The following is a 25,436-nucleotide window of genomic DNA, read 5'->3' as shown; positions in this document are numbered from 1 at the left end:
TATTCATTGACCTGGGTCTGCCATCGCAGTGACCGCCTGAGCTCAGACTGTCACCGCGATAACTGGTCGCAACAGCACTCAGTGGTGGTGATGGCCGCCAATACCATGGGCATGACCATGGGCAATTTCTTCATCACTGGCAGCGCGAATAGCCAGTACTTTAAATTTAAAGGTCAGGGTTTTGCCAGCCAGTGGATGATTGGTATCCACTTCAGCTTTAAACATACCGACTTTAACGATGGTCACCTGGCGTGGGCCTTGCTCGGTATCCACCACAGCCATCATCCCTGGCTGCCATTTTTTGGCGCCGCGTAAATGTTTGACCTGAATGCTTTGAATCGCATCTGAGCGGCGTTCACCGTATGCATCTACAGGTGCCAGTGTCAGTTCAACGTCATCACCGGCTTCTTTGCCAAGCAGCGCCACTTCAATGGCTGGCAGCATATTCTGGTGACCATGCAAATATAACAGCGGTTCGCCTTTGGCCGAGTCTTCAATCAGACCTGTTTCATCACTCAGTTGATAGTGCAGTTGCACCACGCTGTTTTGTTCAATCTTCATCTTCAGTTCCTGGTTGACTAAAGTCGCTATTATCCTGTTATCAACGCTAAAGTGCGACTATTTTCTGCCAATGGCTGTCATGCAGTCGCTCGCTGCTGGCAGTTAATGATGGCCTTGATGATAGTGGCGGCGTTCTTCCCGCACTTCAGCACGTGACTGGCCGTAGCCATAACTTTCCCGGCTCTGGCTGCGATAACGTGGGGTCTCATAGACGTCAACAAACTGCACCTGACGGCCGCAAGCATGATAAGCATGGCAATGTTTTTTCCAGTGACGGCGGTGTTGTTTCGGGGCGTGAATAATGATGGGCTGCACATAAACAGGGGCAGGGTAATAACGCACTTCAGTGGTTGGGTGATGGTAAACCGGTTGATGATAGACCCGCACCGGCTCGTGGTAAATCACAGTGCGCTCAGGCTCGCCCACCCGAACATGGCCGTACAGACCCGGCACCACTTGTCCATGCAGGCTGATATTGACATCCGCAGCATGGGCGACAGCGCTGCCGGCCAGACCTAATGTAGCGACTAACCAAAGGGCGGATTGGGTACAGGCGTTAAACCAGGCATTTATGCCACGCATCATGCTATCTCCAGTTGTGCCTCAGGATTGAGGACCTTTGATGCTTAGCATGTGCCGCTGCGGCTGAATTATGGCTGAATCAACAACGATACGGTTACCACGAGCTGGGATCCAGTCGGTAATAATTGCGTAATTGCTGATACAAGGCCGGATGTTGCTGTAAAAACAACTGTGGCTGTTCAAAAAACACTTCTGTGATCACCGCAAAAAACTCGGCCGGATTGGTGGCCGCATAGGGGTCAAACAACGATTGTTGCCCTTGCGCCAGTTGTTGTTGCAGTAAAGCGAACTCCTGGCTCAGTACCTGGCTCCAGTCGCGGTAGGCTTGCTCGGTTGGCAGCCATGGCGCGCCGTTGGCTGTGCCATTTTCCTGATCGAGCTGATGCGCAAATTCGTGTAATACCACATTGTGGCCATCATGCGGTAAGGCGGCACCATGCTGACTGTCCGGCCAGGATAAAATCACTTTGCCTTGTTGCCAGGATTCACCCAGTCTGATCTGCAAATGATTGCTGACCACCCCGGCCTGATCAGTCTGCGCTTGTTGCACCCGATAAGCGGCCGGATACACCAAAATAGTCCGCAGGGCCGGAAATAACGGACCAGGCCGGTTCAGTAACAACAAACAAGCCTGCGCGGCAATATTAATGCGGATTTCATCGCTGATTTCCAGCCCTTCACAGCCAACAAACTGTTTTTCCGCCAGAAATAACTGCACCAGTTTTTTCAACCGCAGCTGTAAATCGGCCGGTAAAGTGCGGTACAGCGGTAACTGCTGCCGTAAAATCTTACGCCAATCGGCTGGAAATGCGGTTTGAGCAATCAACCGCTGCCGTTGCTGCTGACGATACCAGGGCCAGCAAATTGCCGTCAGCACCAGTGCGGTCAGCACAAAAATTAGCCCCATACTCAGATCCATCGGCAACCCTTAACCATAATACTGCTCAATGACATGGAGGCGGTGTTGCTTTTTTCAAGCAATGACCAGAGGTTGAAACGGGCAATTTTGCCGAACCTTGTATACACTGTTGCAGACGAAAGAACAGGAACAGTTATGCAAATTTTTCAATTACAACAACATCTTTCCATTGCCCAATCTATTCTGACGCAACTGCGTGACCCTCAGATACAGCAGGATCGCTGGCGTTTTCGGCAAAATTTACAGCGCTTAGGCACTTTGCTGGCTTATGAAGTATCAAAACAATTACCCTATCAGCATTATCCGCTGACAACAGCCCTTGGCACCGCCACAGTGGCTGATTTAGCGCAACAACCTGTGCTGGTCTGCGTGATGCGGGCTGCATTGCCGTTTTATCAGGGCTTTCTCGAGATGTTTGACCAGGCCGATAGTGGTTTTGTTGGCGCTTACCGGCAGGAAGGTGGCACTGGTGCCGAAATGGATATCTTTTTAGGTTATAGCGCAGCGCCAGCCATTGCCGGTCGTGATTTGATCCTGATAGATCCGATGCTGGCAACCGGCGCTTCGCTACTGAAGGTGTGGCATGGATTAAAATCGCAGGGGGCACCGCGTAGCTTGCATATTGCTGCAGCTATCGCTGCCCCTGAAGGTGTGGCGCTGCTACAGCAACAGCTGGATTTTCCAGCGTCATTTTGGCTGGGTGCCCTGGATCAGCAACTAAACAGTCAGGCCTATATCGTGCCTGGCCTTGGAGATGCCGGTGATCTGTGTTTTGGTGCTAAAGTCTGACCTGGTCAGGTTAAGGACAACGCATGGCTGTTGAGGTGCCAGCAACCGGGCAGAGCAACAGGCTCCTGCAAGGCTGGGCTTTATGTTGCAGCCGGCATAATTTGTTGCCGTTGACTGTTTTTGTGGTGCTGCTGGTACTGATCCTGGCCTATTGGTTGCCGTACCGGGCTGAAGTGCTGCGCCAGCAGCAACAGCTTTTTCATCAGCATGCCACTGTGCTGGCGCAGGATCTGCGGCAAAGGTTGCTCGAGGTGGAGCAACTGGTGAACAGTGGTGCTGCTTTTGTCAGCGCTTCTACTGAGGTGCAACAACAGGACTGGCAACAATTTACCGAAGCATTGGCGCTGGAAAAACATCATCCTGGCATCCAGGCGTTTGGCATTGTCAGGTTGTTGCCAGCGGCAGAGGTGACTGCTTTTCAGCGCTGGATGCAGGCGCAGGGATTGCGGGAATTTGCCATCTATCCAGCCGGTCAACGCCCCAGTTATGCCGTGGTCAGCCATATCCAGCCTTTTACTGCACTGAATCAGCCGGTGCTTGGTTATGATCTATTGAGTGATCCGATGCGCCGCCAAACCAGCTTAAGGGCTGCCAGCCTGGCGCAGCCTGCGTTAACACCGGCCGTGGCGCTGGTGCAGGATCATAGCGGCAATGCCGAAGCCGGCCTAATTTTAATGCAACCTGTCTACCGCAGTGGACTGCCACTGAAATCGGCTGAACAAAAACTAGCGGCACTGCAACATCTGGTCTATGTGGCATTTCGAGTGGGGGATTTACTCGGCTCGTTAGACAGCAGCGCGGCGCAGCAAAAACTGGAGTTTCGCTGGTCTGATCAGCAAAAAAGACAGGGCCGGGGCATATTATTTCAGTCCGCCGCTTTTGCGCAACCTGGCCTGTTACAGCAGCAACTGGAACTGGAGCTCTACGGTCAGCCGTTTTTGCTTGAGCTGAAGGCACCACCAGCTTACTTCAAGCAGCAATTACCTCAGCCAGATGTCTGGGCATTGCTGGCCGCGCTGGCGTTAGCCTTGTTGCTATTTATCAGCCTGAGCCTGATTAATTTACGCCGCTATCAGGCGGTGTTGTTGCAACGGCAATTGACCCAGCAATTACAACAGCAACATCAACAGTTGCTTGCCAATGAACAACGGCAAGCACTGGTGCTGAAAACCAGTCAACTGGCCTGGTTTGAATTTGATTTAACCAGTGGCGATGCCTTTTATTCCGATACCTGCTGGCGCCTGCTCGGGTACCAGCGACCAATGGCCATTGCTCAGCAGCAACTGCTGATAGACGCCATGCCAGCCGAAGATGGCCGGTTATTTCAACAGGATCTACAACTGTTACTGGCCGCAGCGCTGGATGAGTTTGGCCAGCATTATCAGTTCAGCAACCGTCAGGGCCAGTTGCTGCTGGGCTTATTCCGGCTGTATCTGCGGCGTGACAATGCTGGTGATGCCGTGACTTTATATGGCACTATCACTGATGAAAGTGGGATCAGGCAACAACAGGCCAGCCTGCGTCAGATCGCTACCTTGAGTCGTTTTAATCTGTTGCTGGCGCACCGGTTACTGGCTCCGGCACAGGCAGCTGTACCAACTGACGCTGGTGTGGTTTGCCGTCAGGCGCAATGGCAACATCTGCAGCAGTTAATTCTGTACTTTAGCCAATGGCAGCAGAGTGCATTACAGTCATCAGCCTGGCCGCTTGCTGGCGACGGCTGGCCCGGTCTGGATCTGAGCCAGCAATTGCTGTCGTTATGGCCGCTGCTGCTTGCTCAGTGGCAACTCAGGGATGATCCGTTACGGCTGGCTGCCTCGTTAGGCGACTGGCAACTGAATGTCTGTCCGCTGGCACTGCGGCAATGTCTGAGCCTGATGCTAAGCGCAGCATTAGACTGGCGTGCAGCAGGCTCACCGTTGTGGCTACAACGGCAAGTACTGCCGCAGGCAACATGGCTGGAGCTGCAATTTGACATCGATGCCAAGTGGTCGGCCAAGCTGGCGCAATGGCCGCAGCATGCGGACGAGTGGCGGCCTTTGTTGCAGGGCGTGCTGCAGCCCGAAGCGGCGGCAGAGGATCTATGCTGGCAGCTCTGGAGTTGCATGTTCCTGGCGGATCGGATGGACGCCAGCTTTAGTCTGACCTGCAGCCCGTCGCAGCTCACTGGCAAAGCGCCAAGTGGCAAAGAACCAAGCGGCAGTGATAAAGAGTCAAGCGGCGACAACGAGCGACTGCAGGCGACCATGCAACTCAGGTTCCAATCCTGAGCGGGCAGGGGGTTACCCGCAGTATGGAAGCCAGCCATGCAGTATGCTTACGTAAAGTCGCCAGTTAGCGCAACTTATACCACCAGAATGCCAGCAATAGGATCACCAGCGGTAAGCTCAATGCTTGCAACTGAGTCAGTGGCAACTCAGGCCATATCGGCAGCAAAGATTTCCAGCATTTATCCAGCAACTGGACGGCGTAATAACAGATGGCGACAGTCGACAACCGCTCTACCGCGCTTTGCAACTGCAACTGTTGTCTGGCGCGCTGATCCATCGAGGCTAGCAAGGCGGAATTCTGTCGTTCCAGTTGCAGATTGATGCGGGTGCGCAATAGTTCTGTGGAGCGACCGAGCCGGCTGGATAAACTGGCCTGGCGTTGCAGCACCGATTGGGCTGTCCGAAAAGCCGGAGTGAGGCGCCGTTCGGAAAAGTCCTGCAATGACATCAGTCCCGGCACCGGGCTTTCCCGCAAGGCTTTGAGCCGGTCCAGTGTCAACTGATAATAGGCTGCACTGGCTTCGAGGCGGGCGCTGTTATTGGCAATTAAATGTTCAGTCTGGGCTGCCATTTGACTGATTTCATGCAGCAGATGCTCATCCGAGCCCTGTTTTTGTTCAATGCGGTGAGTAATATCGGACAGCTGTTGTTCCAACTGATGTAATTGTTGTACCGCCTGCCGGCTGAGCGGGAAGCCAAGCAAACTTAGTTTGCGGTAATTGCCCAGGTCAAATAATTGTTGCACCAGCCGCGCCAGCGCGCTGGCGGATAACCCGGCATCTGATAACAAAATGCGGCCACCCCCTTCCGGATGTTTGCGAAAGTCGGTCCAGATCCTGGCTTGCTGACCGGCCACCCAACTGGAAATACAATGTTCAGTGGTGAAGGTGCGATTGAGTTCGGGTGCATGTGCAGCGGCTGGCTCGCCTTGTACTATCAATAACTGCACGACCCGAAATAGCTGACCTGGCAATAAATCAAACCAGTCAGCGGCTGGTAAATACTGCTCTGGCGGCAGGAATTCAGTACAGGCCCCAGGGTAAATAAAACTAAAGGTTGAAAACTCACTGTGCCTTTCCCAGCGCAGCATAAAAGTATCAAACTGCAGATTCAGATCGGTATCCCCTTCTGCTAATAACACACCAAGCGCGGCGGCTCTTTGTTGCATCAATAAAAATTCAGCCTGGCGCGAGCTCGGTGCCAGCGTCAGCATAAAATGACAGATGCGGCAGGGGGCCTGTAACGCCGGGAAAAAACGTTGTTGCAGTTCTTTTTCCAGCAGATCCCGTTGTGGGTGATTGCGTTGCCATAGTTCAGCCATGCGCGTGCTCCTTCAACTGTAGTTGGATTGTTGCTGCCGTCAGACTCCGGTTGGCGAACACTGTAACGCCAGCAGATGGCAATTCGAGGACAACGGCTGCCAAGTGGTTGCCAGCAGCTTCTGCAGCAGCTAGCGGTAGACAGCAACTGCTGTACCAATAACATCTGAATTTAAGTTATTGATATAATTGTTTTTTAAATTGTATTTTAGTCTGCTGACTGCACTTTGCCTGTAATCAAGGCGAAGGTTCACCTTTTTAGTGCAATCTGAGCGGGCAGACTTTTGCCATTGGGGTCGCTGCCAAAATGCATTTTGTCTGATATTGTCAGCAGCATGGCTGCAGTCGGTGCATTGCTGAGGTGTGAATGATCCCGGTTGAATTGATTTTAATCGGACTGAGTCCGGTATTTTTATGTTGTATTGCGCTGGAATGGTGGTTCAGCCTTAAACAGGGCCGAACCCTGTACCAATGGCGCGACAGTGTGGCCAATGTTGGACTGGCGTTGATGCATCAGGCTGGCGACGCGCTGGCATTGCTGTTATTAATGCCGTTTTTTTACTGGCTGAGCCAGTATAGCTGGTATCAGTTGCCGTTTAATGGCAGCAATCTGCTGTTGTTATTTTTGCTGCAGGATTTTTTGTATTATTGGTTCCACCGGGCTTCGCACCAGATCCGCTGGCTGTGGGCTTCCCATGTGGCGCATCACAGCTCCAGGCTGATGAATTTCAGCACCGCCTTTCGCCAGAGCTTGACTTATCCGTTATCGGGCATGTGGTTGTTCTGGACGCCTCTGATCCTGCTTGGCTTTGATGTCCAATTGGTGCTGGCAGTGGTGGCGATTAATCTGGCCTTCCAGTTTTTTGTCCATACCCAATATGGCAAACACTGGGGCTTTTTGGGTTATCTGTTCAATACGCCTGCCTGGCATCGGGTGCATCATGCCTGTAATCCGGTGTATATCGATAAAAACTATGCCGGAGTGCTGGTGGTGTGGGATCGAATCTTTGGCACTTTTGAGCCGGAACATCCGGCAGAACCTTGTCGTTATGGCATCACCGATGCGTTTGAATCGGTCAATCCTGTGACTATTACATTTTATGAGTGGCGCAATATGCTGAACGATTGGCGGCAAAGCCAAGGGTGGTACCAGCGGCTACAACAATTATTCGGCGCGCCGGCAGCGTCTTTGTCGACGCTACGCGGCAAGCAGCAACGGGGAACACATGATTAACCTGACGTTATTATCGGTCTTTATTCCGACCTTTTTCTTTGTTTCGATCACGCCCGGTTTATGTATGACTTTATCGATGACACTGGGTATCAGTGTGGGTGTGCGGCGAACCTTATGGATGATGTGGGGGGAACTGTTTGGGGTGGCCCTGGTGGCCACTGCCGCAGTCCTCGGCGTCGCCGCTATTTTACTCAGTATGCCTGCGCTGTTGCTGTTGTTTAAATGGCTGGGTGGTTTGTATTTGTGTTATGTCGGCTGGCAGATGTGGCAATCAATCGGCAAACTGGCGATCCCGGCAGAAGGTGAAAACCGGCAAAGTTCCAGACGTCAGTTGTGCTGGCAAGGTTTTATCACCGCAGTGTCAAATCCAAAAGGCTGGGCTTTTCATATGGCGCTGTTGCCACCTTTTATTGATAACCAATTGCCATTCTGGCCACAGCTGTTGGTTTTGCTCAGTATTATCCTGCTGCTGGAATTTGCCTGTCTGCTGTTATACGCCAGCAGTGGGAAAGCGCTGCGGTTGATATTAGCCCAGCCGCAGCATGTCAGACTGTTGAACCGGCTGGCTGGCAGCCTGATGCTTGGGGTAGGCATCTGGCTGATCTTGTCCTAAGATGCGGCTTGGCTTGGGATAATATTTTTAGCGCGGCGCTGTTGCTTTGCTGGTAGCTGCGGTACTCTTGGTCCCGGTTTTCTTATGACTGGTCTGCAGGCCCTTTGGTGTTGTGGATTGGTCTTGATGATATTGATAAAGGAGCACTTTCGATGGCAACTGTAACTTTAAAAGGCAATCCGTTTCAAACTGTGGGTGAATTACCGGCAGTGGGCAGTCAGGCTCCGGCTTTTACCCTGACAGGTGCCGGGCTGGCTGATGTCAAACTGGCAGATTTTGCTGGTAAAAGGCTGGTGCTGAATATTTTCCCAAGCGTGGATACGCCGACCTGCGCCACTTCTGTGCGTAAATTTAATCAGGTGCTGAGCAGCCTGCACAATACCGTGGTACTGAACGTTTCCGCGGATTTACCTTTTGCCCAAGGCCGGTTCTGTGGGGCTGAAGGTTTAGAGCAAGTCCTGAATGGCAGTAGCTTCCGTGCTACTTTTGGTCAGGATTATGGTGTTGCTTTTGCCAATGGCCCGCTGACTGCTTTATTGTCACGCGCCGTGGTGGTGATTGATGAACAAGGTAAAGTCATTTATACCGAGCAAGTGGCCGAAACCGCTGATGAACCAGGCTATGAAGCTGCTGTTGCAGTGTTAAGCTAAATCGCAACACAGCGCTGGTCTGCTTGACCGACGCTGACATAAAAAACCGCAGCCGCAATCCCAGCGCTGCGGTTTTTTTATGTCCAGGGACGGACGGTACAGCCTTGTGGTCGGGAACAAGCAAGGCTGCATGTCCAGGGACGGACGGTACAGCCTTGTGGTCGGGAACAAGCAAGGCTGCATGTCCAGGGACGGACGGTACAGCCTTGCGGTCGGGAACAAGCAAGGCTGCACACCTTTAGGTTTTGTTGCTGGCATTGCTTTCAGTGCTGGTTGGTGTGCTGGTTACAGTCACAGTGCCGCTCAGCGGGCCTGGCCAAAAACCAGCGAAACTGAGCTGATGCCAGGCCCAGGGCAGCCATTGCATCAGTGCAGCAGCCAGCCATAACGACCATAACAGCATTGCCAGTTGATAACACCACAGTGGCAGCGTCAAAGCCCAGGCCTGGCTTAATAAGGTCGGACTCTGATCCTGATACCAGTACAGCGCTTCGGCGCTGGAACCATTGCCGGTCAGATAGATCTGTGGTGATGACAGCAGGGCATAAGGAATGGCTAATAGCAGGCTGACCAGCGCCACCAGGCTGACCAGGATCAGCAGCAGTTGGCTAAGTCTTGCCAGGCGATAATCCGCCATTAACGGTTGCCGGCCACGCCAGCTCAGCGCTGCCAGCCACAGGCTGAGTAACAATGGCAGCCAGAAACTCAAGGTACTTAAGCCGGCAAATAGCAGGCACCAGTGCCGTTTTTGCAGCGGCGTCCGGATCACTTGGGGTAACACCAGCGCTAAGCCCAGCAACAGCAATAACATGCCCCAAAACAAAATAGCCGGTCCGATGGCCGGGCCACCCACAGCCAATAACCAGCGATCGGCGGGTAATTGCAGCTGCAAATAAAGGTTGCCCGCACTGGTCGGTAGTGTCAGCGCCGGTGTTTGCCGCCATAATTCTGATTGCTGCTGCTGTTCAAAACTAAGTTGCAGCTGTTGCAAACCTGCTTTCAGCGCCAGTGACACCTTGCCGGCCTGATCAGCACTTTGCAGGGCCAACTGGCTGTCATCGAGTTGTAAATGCTTCAGGCTGGCGCCTGGCGGTAATTGCAGACTAAAAGGTTGAGCCTGGCCCGAGTCAATACTCAGATTGACAGTGGTGCTGGCAAACCCTTGGTATTGCTGTTGTTTTAAAGACACCGAGCGGATGGTCAGATTGTCTGCCGGCACTGTCGCCGGTTCACTGATCTCCAGGGACAGTTGCTCGCCGGGCCAGGGCTGGAATTGCAGCGGGAAGTGTCCGCTTTGCTGTTCAATTGCCGGAACCCCGCTACTTTCCAAATGATATTTGCTGCTATGGGCAATTTGCCAGATCTCCACATAAGGTTGCTGCGTGGCGGCGGTTAACTGCAGCTTGCTGGTTTTTGGCAGTGCTGAACTCCAGTTCAGTTCGGCTTGACCGGCGTCCAGTTGCAATTGCAGCACGCCTTGCTGTTGTGGCAACGCGCTCAGAGGTTGTTCACCTGGCAGCAGCGGAAGAGTCAACGTCAGATGTTTATCCAATTTGCCCTGACGTTCGAACCTGCTATGCAGTCGCCATTGCAAACCAAGCTCCAGGGTGCGGAATAACACAGCGCTGCCCGCCAGACTGGATGCTGGCAGGTTTTTGCTTTGGGTCGATGCCGTGCTGGTCTCGAGCCGGTTGAACGTCAGGCTACGGCGCTGTTGCAGTAACTGACTTTCATCGTTGCCGGGCGCTATAGTTTCGGCTTGCCAGCCAGTTAATTGCTGACTGAGTTGATGCCATGGCTGTGGCAGTTGGATGGTCAATTGCTGCTGATTGGTTAAATTCAGCGTCAGTTGCAGCCAGAACCGGCCTTTGGGCAGTAATAACACCGTTTGTTCATCCTGCCACCACAAAGCGGCGGCCTGCTGGTCAATACTGACCTGAGTGAGTTGTGCCAGTGGCACCGGCAGTGGCCAGCTGTGTGGCAACTGACTATGCAATTGCAGCCTGATCTGGGCCTGATTGTCGGCTAGCGTCAGTTGCAATTGTTCAATACTACTACAATTGGGCAGACATTCTGGTTTGCTCAGTAAGCGTTGTTCCAGCTCCGTCAGTAATTCAGCTGGCGGAAATTCAGAACTATAAGCCGGAGCAGGTGCCGGTAACAGCAAGCCGCATAACACCAGCGCGATAGCACTGACAGTGCCAGCATGACCGGATGGGTTGGCTGGCTGCTGGGCTGATTGCTGGGGGGGCTGCTGCGGCCGGCTTTGTTGAAATTGTTGCCAGGATTTGACAAAGGCAGCATGCAGTAACAGCCAGCTCAGCCAACCCAGCAACAGCAGGCAGACTAGGTTACCCAGTCGATTCAGCCAGGCCGGGACCAGGTATAAGGTGGTTTCACTGCCGACGCGCACCGGGCTGTGCCAATCCAGCGTCACTGTCCGCCAGGACCACTCTGGTTGAGCCGGGCCGGTCTGAATTTTGGCCTGTGGATCCGCCAGACTGGCCGATAACAGGGCCAGCTGTTGTTGTGCCCTGTACTGTGCTTGTGCCGCTTTATCCGCGCTGGACGTTTTTTGTTGCCGGCTGGCTGCCTGATAGGCCGCTTCGGCAGTGGCTGCAGCTTCGGCCATGCTGGCATCACTGCTGACTGCGGTAGGGGCAGCGGCGCCTGTCATCATCGCGGCTGGCGCTGGCTCTGCTGCCACCTGGTCGGCCTGTAGCAGTTGCCAGGGTTGTTCCAACTGCGGATAGATGGCCTGGCGCAGTTGCGACACAGCAAAATTACCCAGCACCAGTAGCAGTAACACGGCGTTTAGCAGTTGCACTTTCTGCAGCCATGCCGCCCATTTGCCACTGGCGATGCGTTGTAATGCCAGCAGAACTAACAAACTCAACCACAGCCATTGTGGTGCATCCGGTCTGTGGTAGCTTAACACTAGGCAAACAAAAGCCAGTAAGCCGACCTGCCATTGCAGCAGTTTGGCACAGCCAGCACTGACGAGCATGACAAAAAAGATATCCCACAGATCCCAGCGTTGTAGCCAGCTACCCTCGAGTTGATCGACCCGGCTGGCCGTTAACAAACTCCAGCCAGGCGGTAATACCAGTTGCCAACTGATGTTGGCAAACTCCTGTTGCCAGCCACTGACGGGGAGGGTGACGCCCAGACCATGCCACTGCAGAGGCAAAGTGGTCAGCGCTTGCAAGAAAAAGGATGACTGGCGGATTTCGACGCCACTTTGCTGCTCAGTCAGTTGGGTAATCAATTGCGCTTTACCGTCGATTTCAATCCGGCCTGGCAGATAACCGGCACTGGCGTCGAGCCGGCTGTGCTGGCCGGTTTTGGCATCAATCTGATCCCGGATGGTCAGTTGCCCGCCATTAAAGTTCAGCCAGAGTTTTTTCTGCAGTGCCATGCTGACTGGCCGGCTGGTGCCGGCGCGTTGTTGTTCGGTCAGGCTGAGCTTTTCGCCCGGCTGTAATAACAACAACGGATATTGTTGCCAGTCTGCCGGTACAGAGGTTTGTGCCGGATCCAGACTGCTGCCACCGGACAGTTGCACGGTTCTGAATTGTGGCCGGGCGGCAAAAGCCCAAATCTCAGACATTGGCCAGGGCGCTGCGCGTTGCGGGATTTCAATACTCGATTGGGCCGTCAACGTCTGGCTTTGCAGTCTGACTTGCGCCTGACCCGCTTGCAATTGCAACGTCAGACTGCCATCAGCGCCAAATAACGCCGGGATATCACTGTCCAGTTCAACTGCGCTAAATCCGGCGGGCAGCACCGCGGGCAATACCAGTTGTCGTGCCTGGCCACCGACGTCAAGTTGCAACAAAGTGGTGAGCTGGCCCGGAATATCATCGGTAAATAGTTGTTGTACCTGAATCTGTAAGCTGTCGTCTGTCGCTGGACTGTCATTGCGCTCTGCCAGCTGCAAGCGCTGTTGCCTGACGTCGAGCATCGCAGGCTGCAGTTTGCTGTCCTGATGTTTAAGGCTCAGCACGCCATATTGTGGCGGCAACTTCAGTTCGGCTGGCAGCTGTGGCCATTGCCAAAGTCCGTTGATTTGCCAGCGTCCTGCCGGCAGTTGTAGTTGTGGCTGTCCTTGCTGGTCGCGGATCAGGGCGGGCACTGACTGAGTTTGGGGCTGGCTGATGCGGGCAAAATGATCATCAAGTGGCAGTGCTTCAATCTGAACTTGCTGCGGCCAGTGGCGGATATCACCGGGTAACGCCAGCCAGCCGGCACTGAACATCAGCACTTCAAGCTGAAACTGTCCGCCGTTGGCACTGACTTCTATCGCTGTGCGAACCGGCCAGGTACATTGCCGCGCTTCACCTTCCTGATGCCAGGGGCAGTTTGCCGTCGGATGGCGCTGTTGCACCCAGGGTAACCAAGGCTGGAGCGCGGCAGGCAGTGAGCTGAGGCTTTGTTGCTCTGCCGCCACCTGTTGCCATGGCAGCATGGCACAGCATAACAGCAACATCAGCAGCAGTGGCTGCGCTTTGGTTAATAATGCCTGACAACAAAGCCAGTCGAAGGGCTGCCGGTTGGTCATGAAAAATCCTTTTGCAATAGTGGTCGGTAGGAGCAGTCAGCGCGACTGATATTATGCCTGTCAACTGAGCCGCTGCTGAATCAGCAACATGGTTAAAACTGAGTGTACTGATTCCGGTATTGACTGCAACCGAAACCACTGCAAATGTCGAACCCGGTGTCGCGCGACGTTTGATTTTGGATTAATTATCGTTTGTTTTTGGATTTTGCGGAATTGGTATTCATACACGCTTTGCTGCTTATTTTATCATCAATCCTGATGCCGCTTGTTATTCTGGATCTAGCAATACTTTAAGCCGGTTTAAATTGCGTTTAAACCGGCTTAAACATTTTATGTCGGTGAGTTTAAGTCGTTTGCAAATATCCTTTCGTCGTAAGCCTCTGAATCGACTTTGAGCTTGTCGGGGCCGCTTGGCGTGACGTTTTTCACGACCATGCTGTGCGCCCAGCGGTCGGTGGTGCCGAAGATGTAAAAGGGCGGCTCCATCCGGCCGTTGGTGGTGGCGCTAAAGTCCAAATTGCGCTCTAAAATCACTTCATCATCGCTGCTGCCTTTGTTGCAATTGACCGGCCCGAACAGGCTGCCGTTGGGGCGGCGGATTGCAATGACGTGCTGAGCGTTGGCTGTCCAGGTGAGCGGCTGGTTGAGTTTAAGTCTATTGCCAGCGGTCACTGCGGTGACGCGGCCGGATTGGTTGCGGATGTTATCAGCAACGGCAATCAGGCTTGCGAACTGGGCGTTATGGGCGTCCAGCTCGGTGGAGAAGTTGATAAACTTGCGCACGTACTTCATTCGGGCGCGCACCCGCATACCAATGCGCCAGGCTTGGGTTTTGTTGGTCACCCCAAAGGCGCGGATTTTCTCGGGCTTAATCCCGGCATCGCCTGGTAGCAGGCATTTGATGGTGGCGGTTTTCCATGTCTCAGGGTCCATGTATTCCACTTCAACGCCATCGGGTTCGTCGGGTTTAAAGTTACTAAACTCAATTTTTAAACTGTCGGTCAGCATATTGTCCGGGCTAAAAAATTGCCGGTGGATGGTCTGTGGGTCTTCGCGTACCGGGTAGAGCTGGCCAAATTCCAGCACTGGTTCAGCGTAGCCGGTATACAGGATGCGCTGCAGCACATCCAGCAGCGTGCTGTCGTTATCAAAGACGGCATTAAAGCTTTGGTTTTGCGCGGTGCATTTGTTTTTAAAGGTTTGCAGGTCGGGCAGGGATAACGTGCTGTCGCTATGGCCTGCGTCTTTGACCGCATAACCAAAAAAGTCCGCAATGGCATTGGTGGGGCCAGGCTCAATCCAGCTGTTGTTACTGAGTCTTGGTAAAATGCGGGTTGGCTTGCACAGAATGCGGCTTTCAGCGCTGTCGGCCAGTGCGTTATTGCCGATGATACTCATAGCCATGGTGGTGATACCGCTGTAGCGCGTCACTGTATTTAAGCGGCTTTTCACGCGCTTACACACCACTTTATCTTTGACCTGGATATCATCAAAAGCCGCTGTGGTGCGGATAATGGCCACTTCATAGGTCGCTTTGGCCACGCTGATAATCACAGTTTGGCCGTATTCATCCATTGAGCGGCGACTGAACTTCACGGTCTGAATGGTCCAGTCGATGGTGCCAAGTACCCGGTACATGATGTTCACATACACATCAATGGTGCTGATGGTGCCATCATCATTAATCCGGCCCATGCCTGGGATAAAAAAGTCGACTTCAATTTTGTCGGTGGTTTCATTCTGCGGGCAAATCAGATAGGGGCCAAGCTGCCAGTTCTTTAAATCCGTGATGGGTTCTATATACGTGTTGTAGTAAAAGCGGTAATCCGTCGGAAAAACGGTCCAGCCGGGCTGGTCGACCTTCGTGACTGTGAACTCTGTTTTATTGCTATTGACGTTTGTTACCTTATATAAGCCGAGAATGCCGGTGGTGCGGGTTTTGGCGATGCGGATATATTGTGAGACCGCTGCAGGTAAGCTTACTGCTTCACCGGCCATGCCGGTTAAAGTTATTTCATTGGCGCTCACTGTATCCACCAGATAACCGCCATTGATGTCCTTGGCCATTAAGCCTATGAGTTGACCAGCAACCTGATGGCGGCCAATACCTGGCGCTGAAATGATGTTGCCGCTCACCGCCACAATCCCTTCAAAAGTAGTCAGGTTATTGGTGCGGCCATTGATATAGAGATAGTCATCCAGTTTAAACAGCAGTTCAACCGCCGGGCCATACTGGCCGGTTTTGCTGACCGTGAAGCTGTTTTGGTTGGTGACGATATAGGTGTTGGCATTGCCATCCATCAAGCCTGATGGTGTAGTGAGTTCAAAGCCGGATTCACTCACTTCCGCGCTTTGGAACCAGTTCTGATACGCCGGATGGCTGCTGATATTGGCACCCGGCTCAAACAGCGCATAGCTGATGTTATCCAAATACCGGCTAATCGGTGTTTGCGCGATTTTAATATCATCAGCGCCAAGCTGATATTGGCCAACGCCAATCGAAAACAGCAAATCAACACAAGGCACGCCGTTTTTATAAAAGCGGTGTGGCTGGTTTAAATAGTCCGGGAATACGCCATGGGTGCCTGCAATTTCGGGAATAATGCCGTTTAAGCGGGCGCGGTTGCCCTGCAGGTTCACATCATAAATGGATGAACCGGCCGGAGTCGTCCTGTTATAAGTATCCGGCATTTTCTTGGCCATAGCTTTGGCGGCCACAGCACCACCGACCACCGCCATAATGGCAATGACGGCCGTTGCTGCATCTTTGGGTTCCAGCATTAAATCAATAGTGCCATCGAGCGGCAGCAGCTCATTAAAGCGCGCTTCAGGCCAATATTCGCCATTGACGGTGCAGCTAAAAGGTGCTGTCCGGTCATCATAATTTTTGACGTTTAGTTGCAGCCAATCTTTCAAACTGATGGCATGGGGCAATGGATGTACTTCATCCGGTGCGGTGCTGAATTTATTGCTGAAAATGCGGATCATATCGATAAAACTCTGTGTTAAGGCCAAGGCGTTTAAACTGGCGATGGCTAATAAGCGCCGTACCGCTGTTTTGGGTGGTGTGTAAAATATCGGTGCTGTCGATACAAACCCCGACATGCACCAGCACGCCAAATTTAAAGAGGCACGCCACCGCGCCAGGCTCGGCTTGCGTGGGTTTAAACTGGTTTAAACTCTGTTTAAAGGCGATGTTTAAATTGTTTACATCATGCGGATGGATGGTGCCAAAGGCGGCAAAGAGCGGCTGGCCAAAGTCATGGTGCAGCACATGCCGCACCAGACCCCAGCAATCCCAGCCGGTTAAGTCCCGCCCAAAGTCGACATAGGGCACCTGCAGATAACGCTCTATGCTATTAGCCATAAATCAGCCCCGGCGCAAAAGCAGCGGTATAGCGGCGCTTTGGCCAGGGGGCATTGACCAAATCATGAAAGGTTGCCCGCAGTGACGCGCTTTTTACATCAACCGAGCTTGCCGTAACGGTTAAACGCATCGGGGTTTCAGAAGGCGCAGATAAGTTGCTGCCCAAATAGGCCCGATAAATGACCGTCACCCGGCTGCCAGCTTCCATCGCCGCTTCAATAAAGGCCATGGCATCGCCTGAGACGTTATCAATCTGAAACTGCAGCTCCTGCGCGCCTTTAATGGACTTTTGCGGCAAACTCACCGCAAAGAACGAGCGCGCAAAAGTCACTTGGCTTCCGGTTTCTAACGTCGCCACCAGGTCTTCATAGCCTTGCACCAGTCGCCTGGTGCCTTTACTGCTAATCAGTTCAATGGTGTGGTGGATGATTTCATCCACCGGCGCGCTGGCGTACACCACTTCAAGCAATTGGCTCATAGCTTAAAGCGTCGGCACATGAAACACATAATCCACGCCAGCCTGCGCGGTGAGTGTGGCAATGGTTTGCTCCTGCTGGTCAACCCAGTTGCGCACTACATCATAGTGCGCGACGATATGAGCTGGCACCGGCGAGGGTGTGTTGGTATTGGCCATGCGGTACTCGCGGATATACATCCAGTCGTATTTGGCGAGTTCTGCAGCGCTGGCTGCTTTGACTTGTTTAACCAGCTCCTGGCGCACCATGTTTGCGGCTTCTGCTTCGCCAACGAGGGTCAGTAGGGTTTCTAAGTCGATGCCCTGGTAGTTCAGAGCGTTGTGCATCATTGAAAACATCATAAGGATACGCTCGCATGTTTAATTTCAGTGGCAGGGGTCGTGAAGTTGCTGAGGATGCTGTTAACGGTTTTATATAACAGGGTCATCAGGCGCTGATTGACGAGGACCGTTGAGGTTGCGCCGGTATTTTCGGCATACATAAACTCGCATGACACAAAGCCGCCAACACGTTCAGCACTCGCCAGTGGACATTCCTGAGAAATAAAGTGAAACGCGCGATAGGTTGAACTGACCGCGCCGCCAATAGGCAAGCCAAAAGCAGCGCCTGCGTTCGTCAGCTTGAAAACCGCTTGTTGGTGTTGTGCAGCGGCCACCTTCACTCGATTGATGGTCAAATAGTACATAGACAGCAGGCCATTAAATAAGTCATGTGCATTGGATTGCCAGTTCACAACGATGTTATCGACGTTCGCCAGAGAAGTGCCTGCAATCACCAGGTTAATGTTGGAGTAAGTCCGCTTCACGGTGACGTCATAAACGCCAGCTTTAAGCAGAATATCGACACTGCCAGCGTACATGGCGCTGGCAAATTCCAGCGCTTTATCCAATGTCGCTAAGGGTTTTGTGGCTGAGCCTTCATTGGCGTTGTTGCCATTAACGGAGTCGACATAAAATGTTTTTTTCATGCCGGGTACAGCCGCAATTGCATTGGCCAGCAATGTGGTCAGGGCTGAGCGCTCGGTTTGCCATTTACCGACTTCTTGAGCATATGTTTGTTGTAGCGCATTAATGGACGAAACCGCCTGCGCGAGTTGTTCTGATGTGGTGGCCATGGGGCACTCCTAAAGGTTGTTATCAATATCAGCTGCCGTTAACGTGCCAGCAGCGGCTTTTTTCAGTAAATCGGTGAGGGTTTTGCGAAGCCAATGTTGCTGGGTCTGGTTGTAACCGTGATCGCTAAAAAGCGGATAAATCGGAAAGCGCTGGCGCATGCCGTCGACGTCCTGCACGCGAATGCCATTGCCCAGCACCTGGCGCGGTGTGCCGTTTGCGTCTTTGACCCAGGCGGTATTGGCCGTGTCTGCCGGATCGACTTGTCCCGGCACTTCAGCCACCACGCCAACCGGCGTGCCATAGTAAAAGTGCAGCGGATGCGTGCCGCTAAAAGGCTTGGCCTGGGTGCCATGGCCTGCGGCTTCTTCGGCTTTGAGTAACGCATAATCGCCGGTGGGTAGGTTGTAGGGGTTCCAGTTTTCTCTTGGCGTTCTCAGAATGAGCTCTAACGGGATCATCCAGCTAAAACCACCGACCACGCGCGGGTGGCTGGTTTTTGCGACAAAAAGTGTGGGGTCATTAAAGCCCCGGTTCGCCGCAACACGGCCTGACGCATCACCCCGGTTGAACTTATAGCGACGGTTATAACGCGCCGCATTTAACCGGCCTGAGCCGGTGTGGCTGTCCAGCACATCATTGAGGCCATACTGGGTGTAGCTTTCTTCCAAAACTGCACCGTCACCTTCAAGGCCGGGTAACTTTTCGCAAAGGGCCAGCAGGTCGACGCACTCAAAGCGGGCCATCCGGCTTTTGGCTAAATTGGCCCAGCTGCTTTGATGGGCGCGGCTTCTTAAATCCCTTACCAACTTAAATCTATTGGTGTTATCAATGGTGCCCGCCACCGCTTTGGCTTCGTTGTAGGGTAAACGGCCATTGCTGTCAGCAATAACGGCTACCGGGTGCTGATGGCCCGCGTGCAGGTCCAGTGCCTGGTACTGCGTGCCGTCCCAGGTGACGCGGACCTGGTGCGTGTGGCCAAAGTCGTTGCTTGTGGTCAGCTCCAGTGCGGTGCCGGATTTAATGGAGGTCATTTGGGCGCTGGTGAGCACCACTTCCAGGCTGTGGTAATGGCTGTTGCTGTTACCGACCACAAAGCGCGGCGATTGCTCAGCGCCGCCCAGGGCGCGTAAATCACCGACCGGATAGCTGTTGATGCGGTACTGCAGGGTGCCAAAACGTGGCACGCCTTGAGCGTCAACATATCGCACCGTGAAGGGCTGATAGCTGAGGTTTTCCAGGCGGTTTTTATGGCCGCTGGCGTTTAAGAAACGGCCTTTGTCGAACATCTCGCGATAGCCTTTGGCATCATTGGCATGGCGGAATGAATCGGCGGGATCGTCCAGTGAATCATCTTCGGACTGCTCTAGCCAACACTCTAAATAGGCCAGGTGCCATTGGCAGTCCTGCGGGTTGGCTGTTTTCACATCCCGCATATACCCGGCCTGGGTGTTGGCAAAATTGATGCTGCCGTCCGGGTTGATGCCGGTTGGCAGTGCAGCAATGGCGGTTGGAATATCGGGCGCATTGAGCGCCACGCGCTCTAAGTATTTGCCCTGGATGGGATACGCCATGGCGTAATCCATATGGCGCGTTCTGAAGTAATAGCCATTGATGCAGGCCGCGATTTCCGCCATGCCTGGCTGACTTTTATAGTTCGGGTGGTTGTGGATATTGAGTGCCGCATAACTAACATCATGTACGCGATACCCAAGCTCAAAGGTGCGGTCGGCCTGATATTGCCGGGTATTGACGATACCGCTGGCACCCTGGCTTCTTAAAAACTCGGCATAACCTTCTTCCTGCGCAGCTTCGGCTAAAAAGTCCCGCTCCATCATGTTAAAAACCGGCAAGCGATGCGATTTACCGGCATCGTGATAGCCCTGAAAATACTCTTCCGGCAAACTGTTGCTGGTGCGGACTTTTTCTAAATGCCGGTCAATCTGGGCAATAGCGCGGTCGGTGCGGTAGACAAAATCAGCCAATGCCTGGCTGTGTAAATCATCTTTGGTTTTAAGCTGCAGCTGTGCGCTCATCAGATTCGCAAAGCCCACCACAAAAGCGCTATAGGCTGTTTCGCAGTTCAGCCACTGCTCCGCGATTTGGCTGTCGCCACCGGCCAGTGGTGCTTTGCCGGGTGCGGGCAATTCTTGCAGTGGCGACGTATCAAAGGCTACCCGAACAGCCAGTGCCGCTGCGTTTTGGGCCTGCATCAGCAAATCAGACATCGCCGTCATATCGTGCTGCGCCTGCGCTGTAAACTCGGTTGAAAGGGTGTTTAAACTGGATTTAATCAGCGCCATTTCATCGGCAATGGCATTGACCGCATCGCGGTGGTGCAGAATGGATTGGCGGTACTGGTCCGCGATATTGGCGTGATGCGCCGCTGCGCCCACGGCATTTTGGGCGTCCGTGGCGGTGTCTTTTATTTCGTTATGCAAGAGCGCATTAAGCACCGATAAGGTTTCAACCGCTTTGGCTTTGAGATTGAGCAAGCGCGCTGAGGTGTCTGCGGCCGCATCCCTTTGCTGCAACGATTGATTGAGCGCAGTGACGTTCAAGTGAGTCACCGCCACCTGCGTCTGGCCAATACGCACCTGGGCGCCGGTGGCCAGCACATCCCGCGCGGCTTGTTGTGCGCCTTCTGCAATCTCGGCCGCTTCATTGAGCATCAGACTACTGAGCGCCGTATTGGCACTGACAGCCGCAGCATTTGCGGTGCTTTGCTGCGCATCCCTTTTGGCTTGCATAGCCGCATCTGTAGCCGCAGTTTTATCAGCCATTACCCGCGCCAGGGCGCTGGATGTTGCGGCTTCAGCGGCGACCACTGTGGCTGCTTTGGCGTTGACATTGCGCTCTGCAAACAAGACCTGCGCAGTTTTGGCGGTTACCTCATCATGCTTGGCATCAATATCGGCCGCAGCAGCGGTGGTGAGAGCCGATAAGCTCGCCACAGTCGCCGCGTGGGTCGCGGTTTGGCGGCTTTTGTTCTGAATATCACTGGCCAGCGCATCAATGGCGTTTTTATCCTGCATCATCAGCGCCAGGGCTGAGCTTGCACTTTGGGCATAGCTGGCTGCCAGGCGCGCAGAGGCGTTCACTTCAGCAGTTTTGGCAAACAAGAAGGTGCCGGTTTCCGTGGCGATTTGTTTGCGTAAAGACGGCACCAGCACGCCTTCAATATTGACATCGGCGCTACTGGAGGCGGTCATCATCGACCGGATGGCATCGGTGATGGCATTAAACCTGGTGGCGGCTGCGGCTAAACTCATTTGGTAATGGCCCCTTTAATTTTATCAATCACGCCGTTTAAGGACGCGATATCGTTGTCGAGTAAAAACTGGGTGTCTTCCGGGCTTAACACCGGGCGGTCAATCTCTAAAGTCGCGCGGTATTCCCACCACTGGCCACCGGCCAGTAACTTGGCTTGCTCTAACGGGTTACTAAGGAACCTGGCATTGACCCGCTGCATGCCGCTTGGGAACAACAGCGGTGTGGTAAAGGTGAGCGTTGCGCCTTTGAGCGTGTGGGTCACAAAGCCTTCAAAAAGCGCAGCTCTGCTGGCTTCACAGCGATAAATCACCGGCACATGGGTCGGCACCGAGCGAAACCTGGCGCGGGTGCGGGTATAGCCGCTGTCCATCGGCGTCACGGCCAAATTAGGCCGCTGCTGCAGGGCAAATTCGTCGCGTTGTGGGGTCGGTAGTTCACTGGGCCACATTAGCTAGCCCTCTTAAGTTGATAGGTTTGTTCAAGGGTTCTGGCCATTTCACCGCCGTTTTGCACATCGGATAAAAACAGGTTCACGATGTAATCTTTATCGCCGCGCTGCTCCATCTGCGCATTGGCTTTGACGCTGCCCTGGCTGTGGACCACCACGGTCAAATTGACGTTGCCACCAGAGCCTTGAGATTGTGACCGTTCATCAATACGGCGCACCCGATCGCTGATTTCGACGTTCTGGCGTGGCGATAACACGCGCTCACCGCGCTGCAGTACGTAGGTGGATTCTGACGGCACATAGTCCAAACCACCGTGCGCGATACCGGCAGGCTGTTGTTGCTGGATCATCCGTACCTGTCCCATCCCCATAGCGACTGCTGCAGCTGCTGCGGCAGCACCCAAAGCGGGGCCGATAACTGGAATGGGGGCCAAAGCCGCAAAAGCGCCGGTGGCCGACTCATAAGTCTTAATCAGTGCCTGGCCAATCGAAAATGCTTTGTAAGCTTTAAAGGCGGTCTTGCTTTGGCTCGCCATGGCCTTAAAGCCTTGCTCACCCAATTCCAGAATGGCACCGGTTTTTTCGGCGGTGGTCTTGCGCTCAAAGTTGGCAAATTGCACCACAGTGCCGCGTAGCTGACCGGTTTTCTCCGCACGGATTTGGAATAAGCGCTCTTCGTGCGCTGCCGCATCGGCTTCGCGCTGACTCTGAAAGCCTTGCTCTAACAGCAGTTGCTGTTCCCGCGCCATCCGCAGTTTTTCGGTTTCGCTGTCATAGCGAAGTTCGCCAAGCTCGTCATTGGGCGCAATGCCTTTACTGGCGCGGCGCTGTGCATCCAGCGTGCCTTGCAGTTTGGCCTGTTCAACTGCAAGTGCATTGGCATAGCTTTCGGCGGCTTCACGGCTGGCAAAGCCTTTAGCGCTTGCTAAGGCAGTTTGATGGGCATCTTGTTTGTCCTGTTCGATTTTGCGCCGGGCTTCATTTTCAGCGCGAATTTTTTCGTTCAGGGCTTTTTGTTGCTGCTCGGACAGCTCTTTGGCTTCGGCCGCATCAATGGCTTTGAGCAACTGGGTGTATTTTTGTTTATTTGCAGTGTCACTGGCCATCGACATCGCCACCATATCGCGGCGGCGCTGGTAGCTGTCTTTGATTTTGGCTTCTTCGCCCAGTAATTCGCGTTGCAGCTCCTGGATATTGGTTGGCAACGGGCGAGGACCGTTGTTTGCCGGTGCGCCTTTGTTGTCACTGGGTTTAAGTGGTTTGGTCAGGCGCTCGGCATCGAGTTTAAGCGCTGCCAGGCTCATTTGCTTTTGTTCAAGTTGTGCGTCCAGCTCTGTGATCTGCTTTTCCAGCAAGGATTTTTCAGCGGTGGTGAGGGGCACCACCAGCTTGTTGAGCTGATACGCTGGGTTTTGTTTGATTTTAAACCCGTTCTCAAGCTGGGCTTGGGTTTGTTTAAGCTGCGCTTCCAGGGCTTTGGATTCATTGCCCATGGTCGCCATCAGCGTGTTCATTTCTTCCAAACGCTGCAGCCGACCTTTGGGTCCCAAACTATCCAGCCCAAACTGCAATGAGGTGACGCGATCATCGAGGCCACTAATACTGGCAGCGGCCGTATCTGCATCACCGGCAAAGGATAACAACGCCATACCGGCGATGGTGATCACGCCCGGCAAACCACCGACCAGTGCCGTGACATTTTTCAGCGCCCTGGCGGCCAAAGTGGCTTTATTGGCCACCACTTCATAGTTGGCTGTTGCCTGGTTCAGTGCCTGCTGGGTTGCAATAGCGCGTTGGTTGGCCGCAGCCAGGTTGGTGATAGCCACGCCACGTAAATGGTCAGACTGCGCGACTTTGAGGGTGTACTGATAATAATCACGCATTTGCAGGGCGCGGGCATGTTCAACCGTCGCCGCTTGCGCCACGGCCGCCAGTTTCTCGCGCTCGGCAAGCTGCTGGGCGCGGGTGGCCTGGATGTCTCTGATTTTTGTGGCTGTTGCCATACTCAGGCCGCCTACCAAACGGCCTGATAACACTAATGCAAGTGCAGAGGCGGACAGGGTTAAGCCTTCGACCAGGGTTTGGTTTTCCCGCAGGGCATTCATGCTGCTGGTCAGCACACCCGCCACTGCCACCACGCCAAAGTTCACTTCTTTTTCGTATTCGCGAATAAGCTTCTGATAGGCATTGCCCATCTCAGCAAAGGACGCGGAAATAGTGCCTTCAGTGCGCTCTGCGGCACCTTCGTAGGTTTCTAATGCGCCAACCAAATACTGTTTGAACATGGCCGAGGTGATCATGCCCGTGCCGGTCAGTTGCCGGAATGTCATGCCGGTTTTGGCGACTTGCTTATCCAGCTCGCCCAATAAGCCAGGCAGTGGATCCATAACCTGGTTTAATTCATCCGTTTGCAGCACGCCACTGGATAACGCCTGGTTTAAACCATACAAGCTCAGCGCCAGTTGGTTATCCGATGCGCCGAGGGCTTTTGATGCGTTGGTTAAGCCTTCAGTGATGGCCTTACCTTCGGCCATGGTGACAGTTCCGGCGCGCTGTAGGTTCAGCATGCTGGTAAAGGATTCGGCCAGGGAGGTGTAGCTGGTATTGAGCTTATCGGCGGTGGCGAACAGATATTCCTGGTTAGCCGCATACTCGGCCGCTGAGCCGGATAAGCTTTTCATCCGCTGCTCAAGCAGCTGGGCGCTCGCGGTATCGTTAACAATCTTCTGCGCGGTGCCGATGCCGACCACCGTGCCCATGGCGGCGGCCATGGCGTGATAACCGCTGGTGATGGTGTTGACTGAGCTGGCCGCTTGCTGATTAGTGCTAATTTGGGTGCGGGTTTGCTGCTCAATACGCCGCAAATCAGCCACGCTCTGGTTGGCACCAGAGCTGACTTCTTTACCGTCGTAGCGTAATTTCAGCAGTAAATTCAGGTTGCTCATTGCTGTCCCGGATCAGACTTAATACATAGCGCTCAATGCGCTGGATGTTGTCAAAATCGCGGGGCAGCAATGTCAGCCCGAGGTATCTCCAGGCAACATCGGCCGCCTGATAATTCAGGGCGATTTCGATGTTGTCTTTATCTCTTAAAAACTGTGTGGTCACGGCAGTAAATGACTTTACAGTGGTCTCCAGTTCCGGCAATAACAGGGCTACTTTTTCAACCGGTGGCGGGGGTGGCAGCCCGGCTTTATCCATAAACTGGGCAAGGTCACTGTCGGCTTCGCTTGGGGCTTCACCGACATACCAGGCGGCCACC

At 53.6% G+C, this 25,436-nt stretch carries 19 protein-coding genes; 5 read left to right on the top strand and 14 right to left on the bottom strand.

Annotated features, from left to right (window positions below; genetic code table 11):
- Positions 1-78: 78 nt before the first annotated feature.
- From AC53GJ_RS14700 to AC53GJ_RS14690, 3 genes are all read right to left on the bottom strand, one after another.
- Positions 79-561, bottom strand: a complete 483-nt coding sequence (locus tag AC53GJ_RS14700; RefSeq protein ID WP_496728754.1) for an FKBP-type peptidyl-prolyl cis-trans isomerase — start codon at positions 559-561, stop codon at positions 79-81.
- A gap of 102 nt (positions 562-663) precedes the next feature.
- Positions 664-1,146 (bottom strand): hypothetical protein, encoded by a 483-nt coding sequence (locus AC53GJ_RS14695; protein ID WP_496728753.1) that lies wholly within the window; start codon positions 1,144-1,146, stop codon positions 664-666.
- Positions 1,147-1,237: 91 nt separating this feature from the next.
- On the bottom strand, positions 1,238-2,050 hold the full coding sequence (locus tag AC53GJ_RS14690) for a M90 family metallopeptidase (RefSeq protein ID WP_496728751.1): 813 nt from the start codon (positions 2,048-2,050) through the stop codon (positions 1,238-1,240).
- 147 nt (positions 2,051-2,197) lie between these two features.
- Between AC53GJ_RS14690 and upp the strand changes: the two genes are divergently transcribed.
- Together upp and AC53GJ_RS14680 are read left to right on the top strand one after the other, a co-directional pair.
- Entirely contained in the window at positions 2,198-2,851 is a 654-nt protein-coding gene (upp, locus tag AC53GJ_RS14685; RefSeq protein ID WP_496728749.1) for a uracil phosphoribosyltransferase, read from the top strand.
- Positions 2,852-2,874: 23 nt separating this feature from the next.
- The gene (locus AC53GJ_RS14680; RefSeq protein ID WP_496728747.1) at positions 2,875-5,121 is read left to right on the top strand and encodes a CHASE domain-containing protein; all 2,247 of its coding nucleotides are present in this window, start codon (positions 2,875-2,877) and stop codon (positions 5,119-5,121) included.
- Between the two features lie 64 nt (positions 5,122-5,185).
- Here the strand turns inward: AC53GJ_RS14680 and AC53GJ_RS14675 are convergent, their stop codons facing one another.
- Positions 5,186-6,442: a DUF3422 family protein gene (locus tag AC53GJ_RS14675; protein ID WP_496728745.1), complete on the bottom strand. Its 1,257-nt coding sequence runs from the start codon at positions 6,440-6,442 to the stop codon at positions 5,186-5,188.
- 365 nt (positions 6,443-6,807) lie between these two features.
- Between AC53GJ_RS14675 and AC53GJ_RS14670 the strand changes: the two genes are divergently transcribed.
- The 3 genes from AC53GJ_RS14670 to tpx all read left to right on the top strand — a co-directional run bounded on the left by AC53GJ_RS14670 (position 6,808) and on the right by tpx (position 8,937).
- Entirely contained in the window at positions 6,808-7,674 is an 867-nt protein-coding gene (locus AC53GJ_RS14670) for a sterol desaturase family protein (RefSeq protein ID WP_496728743.1), read from the top strand.
- Positions 7,667-8,287 carry a LysE family translocator gene (locus AC53GJ_RS14665; protein WP_496728741.1) on the top strand — a complete coding sequence of 207 codons (621 nt, stop codon included), beginning with the start codon at positions 7,667-7,669 and terminating at the stop codon, positions 8,285-8,287. The genes AC53GJ_RS14670 and AC53GJ_RS14665 overlap by 8 nt, the downstream gene beginning before the upstream one ends.
- Before the next feature lie 152 nt (positions 8,288-8,439).
- Positions 8,440-8,937, top strand: a complete 498-nt coding sequence (gene tpx / locus AC53GJ_RS14660; RefSeq protein WP_496728739.1) for a thiol peroxidase — start codon at positions 8,440-8,442, stop codon at positions 8,935-8,937.
- Positions 8,938-9,175: 238 nt separating this feature from the next.
- On the opposite strand, the gene AC53GJ_RS14655 is transcribed toward tpx, so the two are convergent.
- The 10 genes from AC53GJ_RS14655 to AC53GJ_RS14610 all read right to left on the bottom strand — a co-directional run bounded on the left by AC53GJ_RS14655 (position 9,176) and on the right by AC53GJ_RS14610 (position 25,435).
- Entirely contained in the window at positions 9,176-13,498 is a 4,323-nt protein-coding gene (locus AC53GJ_RS14655) for a hypothetical protein (protein WP_496728737.1), read from the bottom strand.
- Positions 13,499-13,828: 330 nt separating this feature from the next.
- On the bottom strand, positions 13,829-16,486 hold the full coding sequence (locus AC53GJ_RS14650) for a host specificity factor TipJ family phage tail protein (RefSeq protein ID WP_496728735.1): 2,658 nt from the start codon (positions 16,484-16,486) through the stop codon (positions 13,829-13,831).
- Positions 16,464-16,865, bottom strand: a complete 402-nt coding sequence (locus tag AC53GJ_RS14645) for an NlpC/P60 family protein (RefSeq protein ID WP_496728733.1) — start codon at positions 16,863-16,865, stop codon at positions 16,464-16,466. The genes AC53GJ_RS14650 and AC53GJ_RS14645 overlap by 23 nt, the downstream gene beginning before the upstream one ends.
- Positions 16,858-17,343, bottom strand: a complete 486-nt coding sequence (locus tag AC53GJ_RS14640) for a DUF1833 family protein (protein ID WP_496728731.1) — start codon at positions 17,341-17,343, stop codon at positions 16,858-16,860. The genes AC53GJ_RS14645 and AC53GJ_RS14640 overlap by 8 nt, the downstream gene beginning before the upstream one ends.
- A gap of 3 nt (positions 17,344-17,346) precedes the next feature.
- On the bottom strand, positions 17,347-17,682 hold the full coding sequence (locus tag AC53GJ_RS14635; protein ID WP_496728729.1) for a hypothetical protein: 336 nt from the start codon (positions 17,680-17,682) through the stop codon (positions 17,347-17,349).
- Positions 17,679-18,455: a hypothetical protein gene (locus AC53GJ_RS14630; protein WP_496728727.1), complete on the bottom strand. Its 777-nt coding sequence runs from the start codon at positions 18,453-18,455 to the stop codon at positions 17,679-17,681. The genes AC53GJ_RS14635 and AC53GJ_RS14630 overlap by 4 nt, the downstream gene beginning before the upstream one ends.
- A gap of 9 nt (positions 18,456-18,464) precedes the next feature.
- A complete protein-coding gene (locus tag AC53GJ_RS14625; RefSeq protein WP_496728725.1) occupies positions 18,465-21,725 on the bottom strand; it encodes a hypothetical protein in 3,261 nt (1,086 codons plus the stop codon).
- A complete protein-coding gene (locus AC53GJ_RS14620; protein ID WP_496728723.1) occupies positions 21,722-22,174 on the bottom strand; it encodes a hypothetical protein in 453 nt (150 codons plus the stop codon). The genes AC53GJ_RS14625 and AC53GJ_RS14620 overlap by 4 nt, the downstream gene beginning before the upstream one ends.
- Positions 22,174-25,119, bottom strand: a complete 2,946-nt coding sequence (locus AC53GJ_RS14615; RefSeq protein WP_496728722.1) for a tape measure protein — start codon at positions 25,117-25,119, stop codon at positions 22,174-22,176. The genes AC53GJ_RS14620 and AC53GJ_RS14615 overlap by 1 nt, the downstream gene beginning before the upstream one ends.
- Positions 25,076-25,435 carry a hypothetical protein gene (locus tag AC53GJ_RS14610; protein WP_496727845.1) on the bottom strand — a complete coding sequence of 120 codons (360 nt, stop codon included), beginning with the start codon at positions 25,433-25,435 and terminating at the stop codon, positions 25,076-25,078. The genes AC53GJ_RS14615 and AC53GJ_RS14610 overlap by 44 nt, the downstream gene beginning before the upstream one ends.
- Between the last annotated feature and the right edge of the window lies 1 nt (position 25,436).

Source organism: Rheinheimera sp. B2H12, from assembly GCF_059620065.1.
The sequence above is the reverse complement of the archived record's forward strand: the minus strand, read 5'-3'. Positions and strand labels throughout refer to the sequence as shown.

Excerpts from the sequence above, each read along its gene's own strand:
- AC53GJ_RS14700 (WP_496728754.1), bottom strand. The coding sequence starts at position 561 with ATGAAGATTGAACAAAACAGCGTGGTGCAACTGCACTATCAACTGAGT.
- AC53GJ_RS14695 (WP_496728753.1), bottom strand. The coding sequence starts at position 1,146 with ATGATGCGTGGCATAAATGCCTGGTTTAACGCCTGTACCCAATCCGCC.
- AC53GJ_RS14690 (WP_496728751.1), bottom strand. The coding sequence starts at position 2,050 with ATGGGGCTAATTTTTGTGCTGACCGCACTGGTGCTGACGGCAATTTGC.
- upp (WP_496728749.1), top strand. The coding sequence starts at position 2,198 with ATGCAAATTTTTCAATTACAACAACATCTTTCCATTGCCCAATCTATT.
- AC53GJ_RS14680 (WP_496728747.1), top strand. The coding sequence starts at position 2,875 with ATGGCTGTTGAGGTGCCAGCAACCGGGCAGAGCAACAGGCTCCTGCAA.
- AC53GJ_RS14675 (WP_496728745.1), bottom strand. The coding sequence starts at position 6,442 with ATGGCTGAACTATGGCAACGCAATCACCCACAACGGGATCTGCTGGAA.
- AC53GJ_RS14670 (WP_496728743.1), top strand. The coding sequence starts at position 6,808 with ATGATCCCGGTTGAATTGATTTTAATCGGACTGAGTCCGGTATTTTTA.
- AC53GJ_RS14665 (WP_496728741.1), top strand. The coding sequence starts at position 7,667 with ATGATTAACCTGACGTTATTATCGGTCTTTATTCCGACCTTTTTCTTT.
- tpx (WP_496728739.1), top strand. The coding sequence starts at position 8,440 with ATGGCAACTGTAACTTTAAAAGGCAATCCGTTTCAAACTGTGGGTGAA.
- AC53GJ_RS14655 (WP_496728737.1), bottom strand. The coding sequence starts at position 13,498 with ATGACCAACCGGCAGCCCTTCGACTGGCTTTGTTGTCAGGCATTATTA.
- AC53GJ_RS14650 (WP_496728735.1), bottom strand. The coding sequence starts at position 16,486 with ATGATCCGCATTTTCAGCAATAAATTCAGCACCGCACCGGATGAAGTA.
- AC53GJ_RS14645 (WP_496728733.1), bottom strand. The coding sequence starts at position 16,865 with ATGGCTAATAGCATAGAGCGTTATCTGCAGGTGCCCTATGTCGACTTT.
- AC53GJ_RS14640 (WP_496728731.1), bottom strand. The coding sequence starts at position 17,343 with ATGAGCCAATTGCTTGAAGTGGTGTACGCCAGCGCGCCGGTGGATGAA.
- AC53GJ_RS14635 (WP_496728729.1), bottom strand. The coding sequence starts at position 17,682 with ATGATGTTTTCAATGATGCACAACGCTCTGAACTACCAGGGCATCGAC.
- AC53GJ_RS14630 (WP_496728727.1), bottom strand. The coding sequence starts at position 18,455 with ATGGCCACCACATCAGAACAACTCGCGCAGGCGGTTTCGTCCATTAAT.
- AC53GJ_RS14625 (WP_496728725.1), bottom strand. The coding sequence starts at position 21,725 with ATGAGTTTAGCCGCAGCCGCCACCAGGTTTAATGCCATCACCGATGCC.
- AC53GJ_RS14620 (WP_496728723.1), bottom strand. The coding sequence starts at position 22,174 with ATGTGGCCCAGTGAACTACCGACCCCACAACGCGACGAATTTGCCCTG.
- AC53GJ_RS14615 (WP_496728722.1), bottom strand. The coding sequence starts at position 25,119 with ATGAGCAACCTGAATTTACTGCTGAAATTACGCTACGACGGTAAAGAA.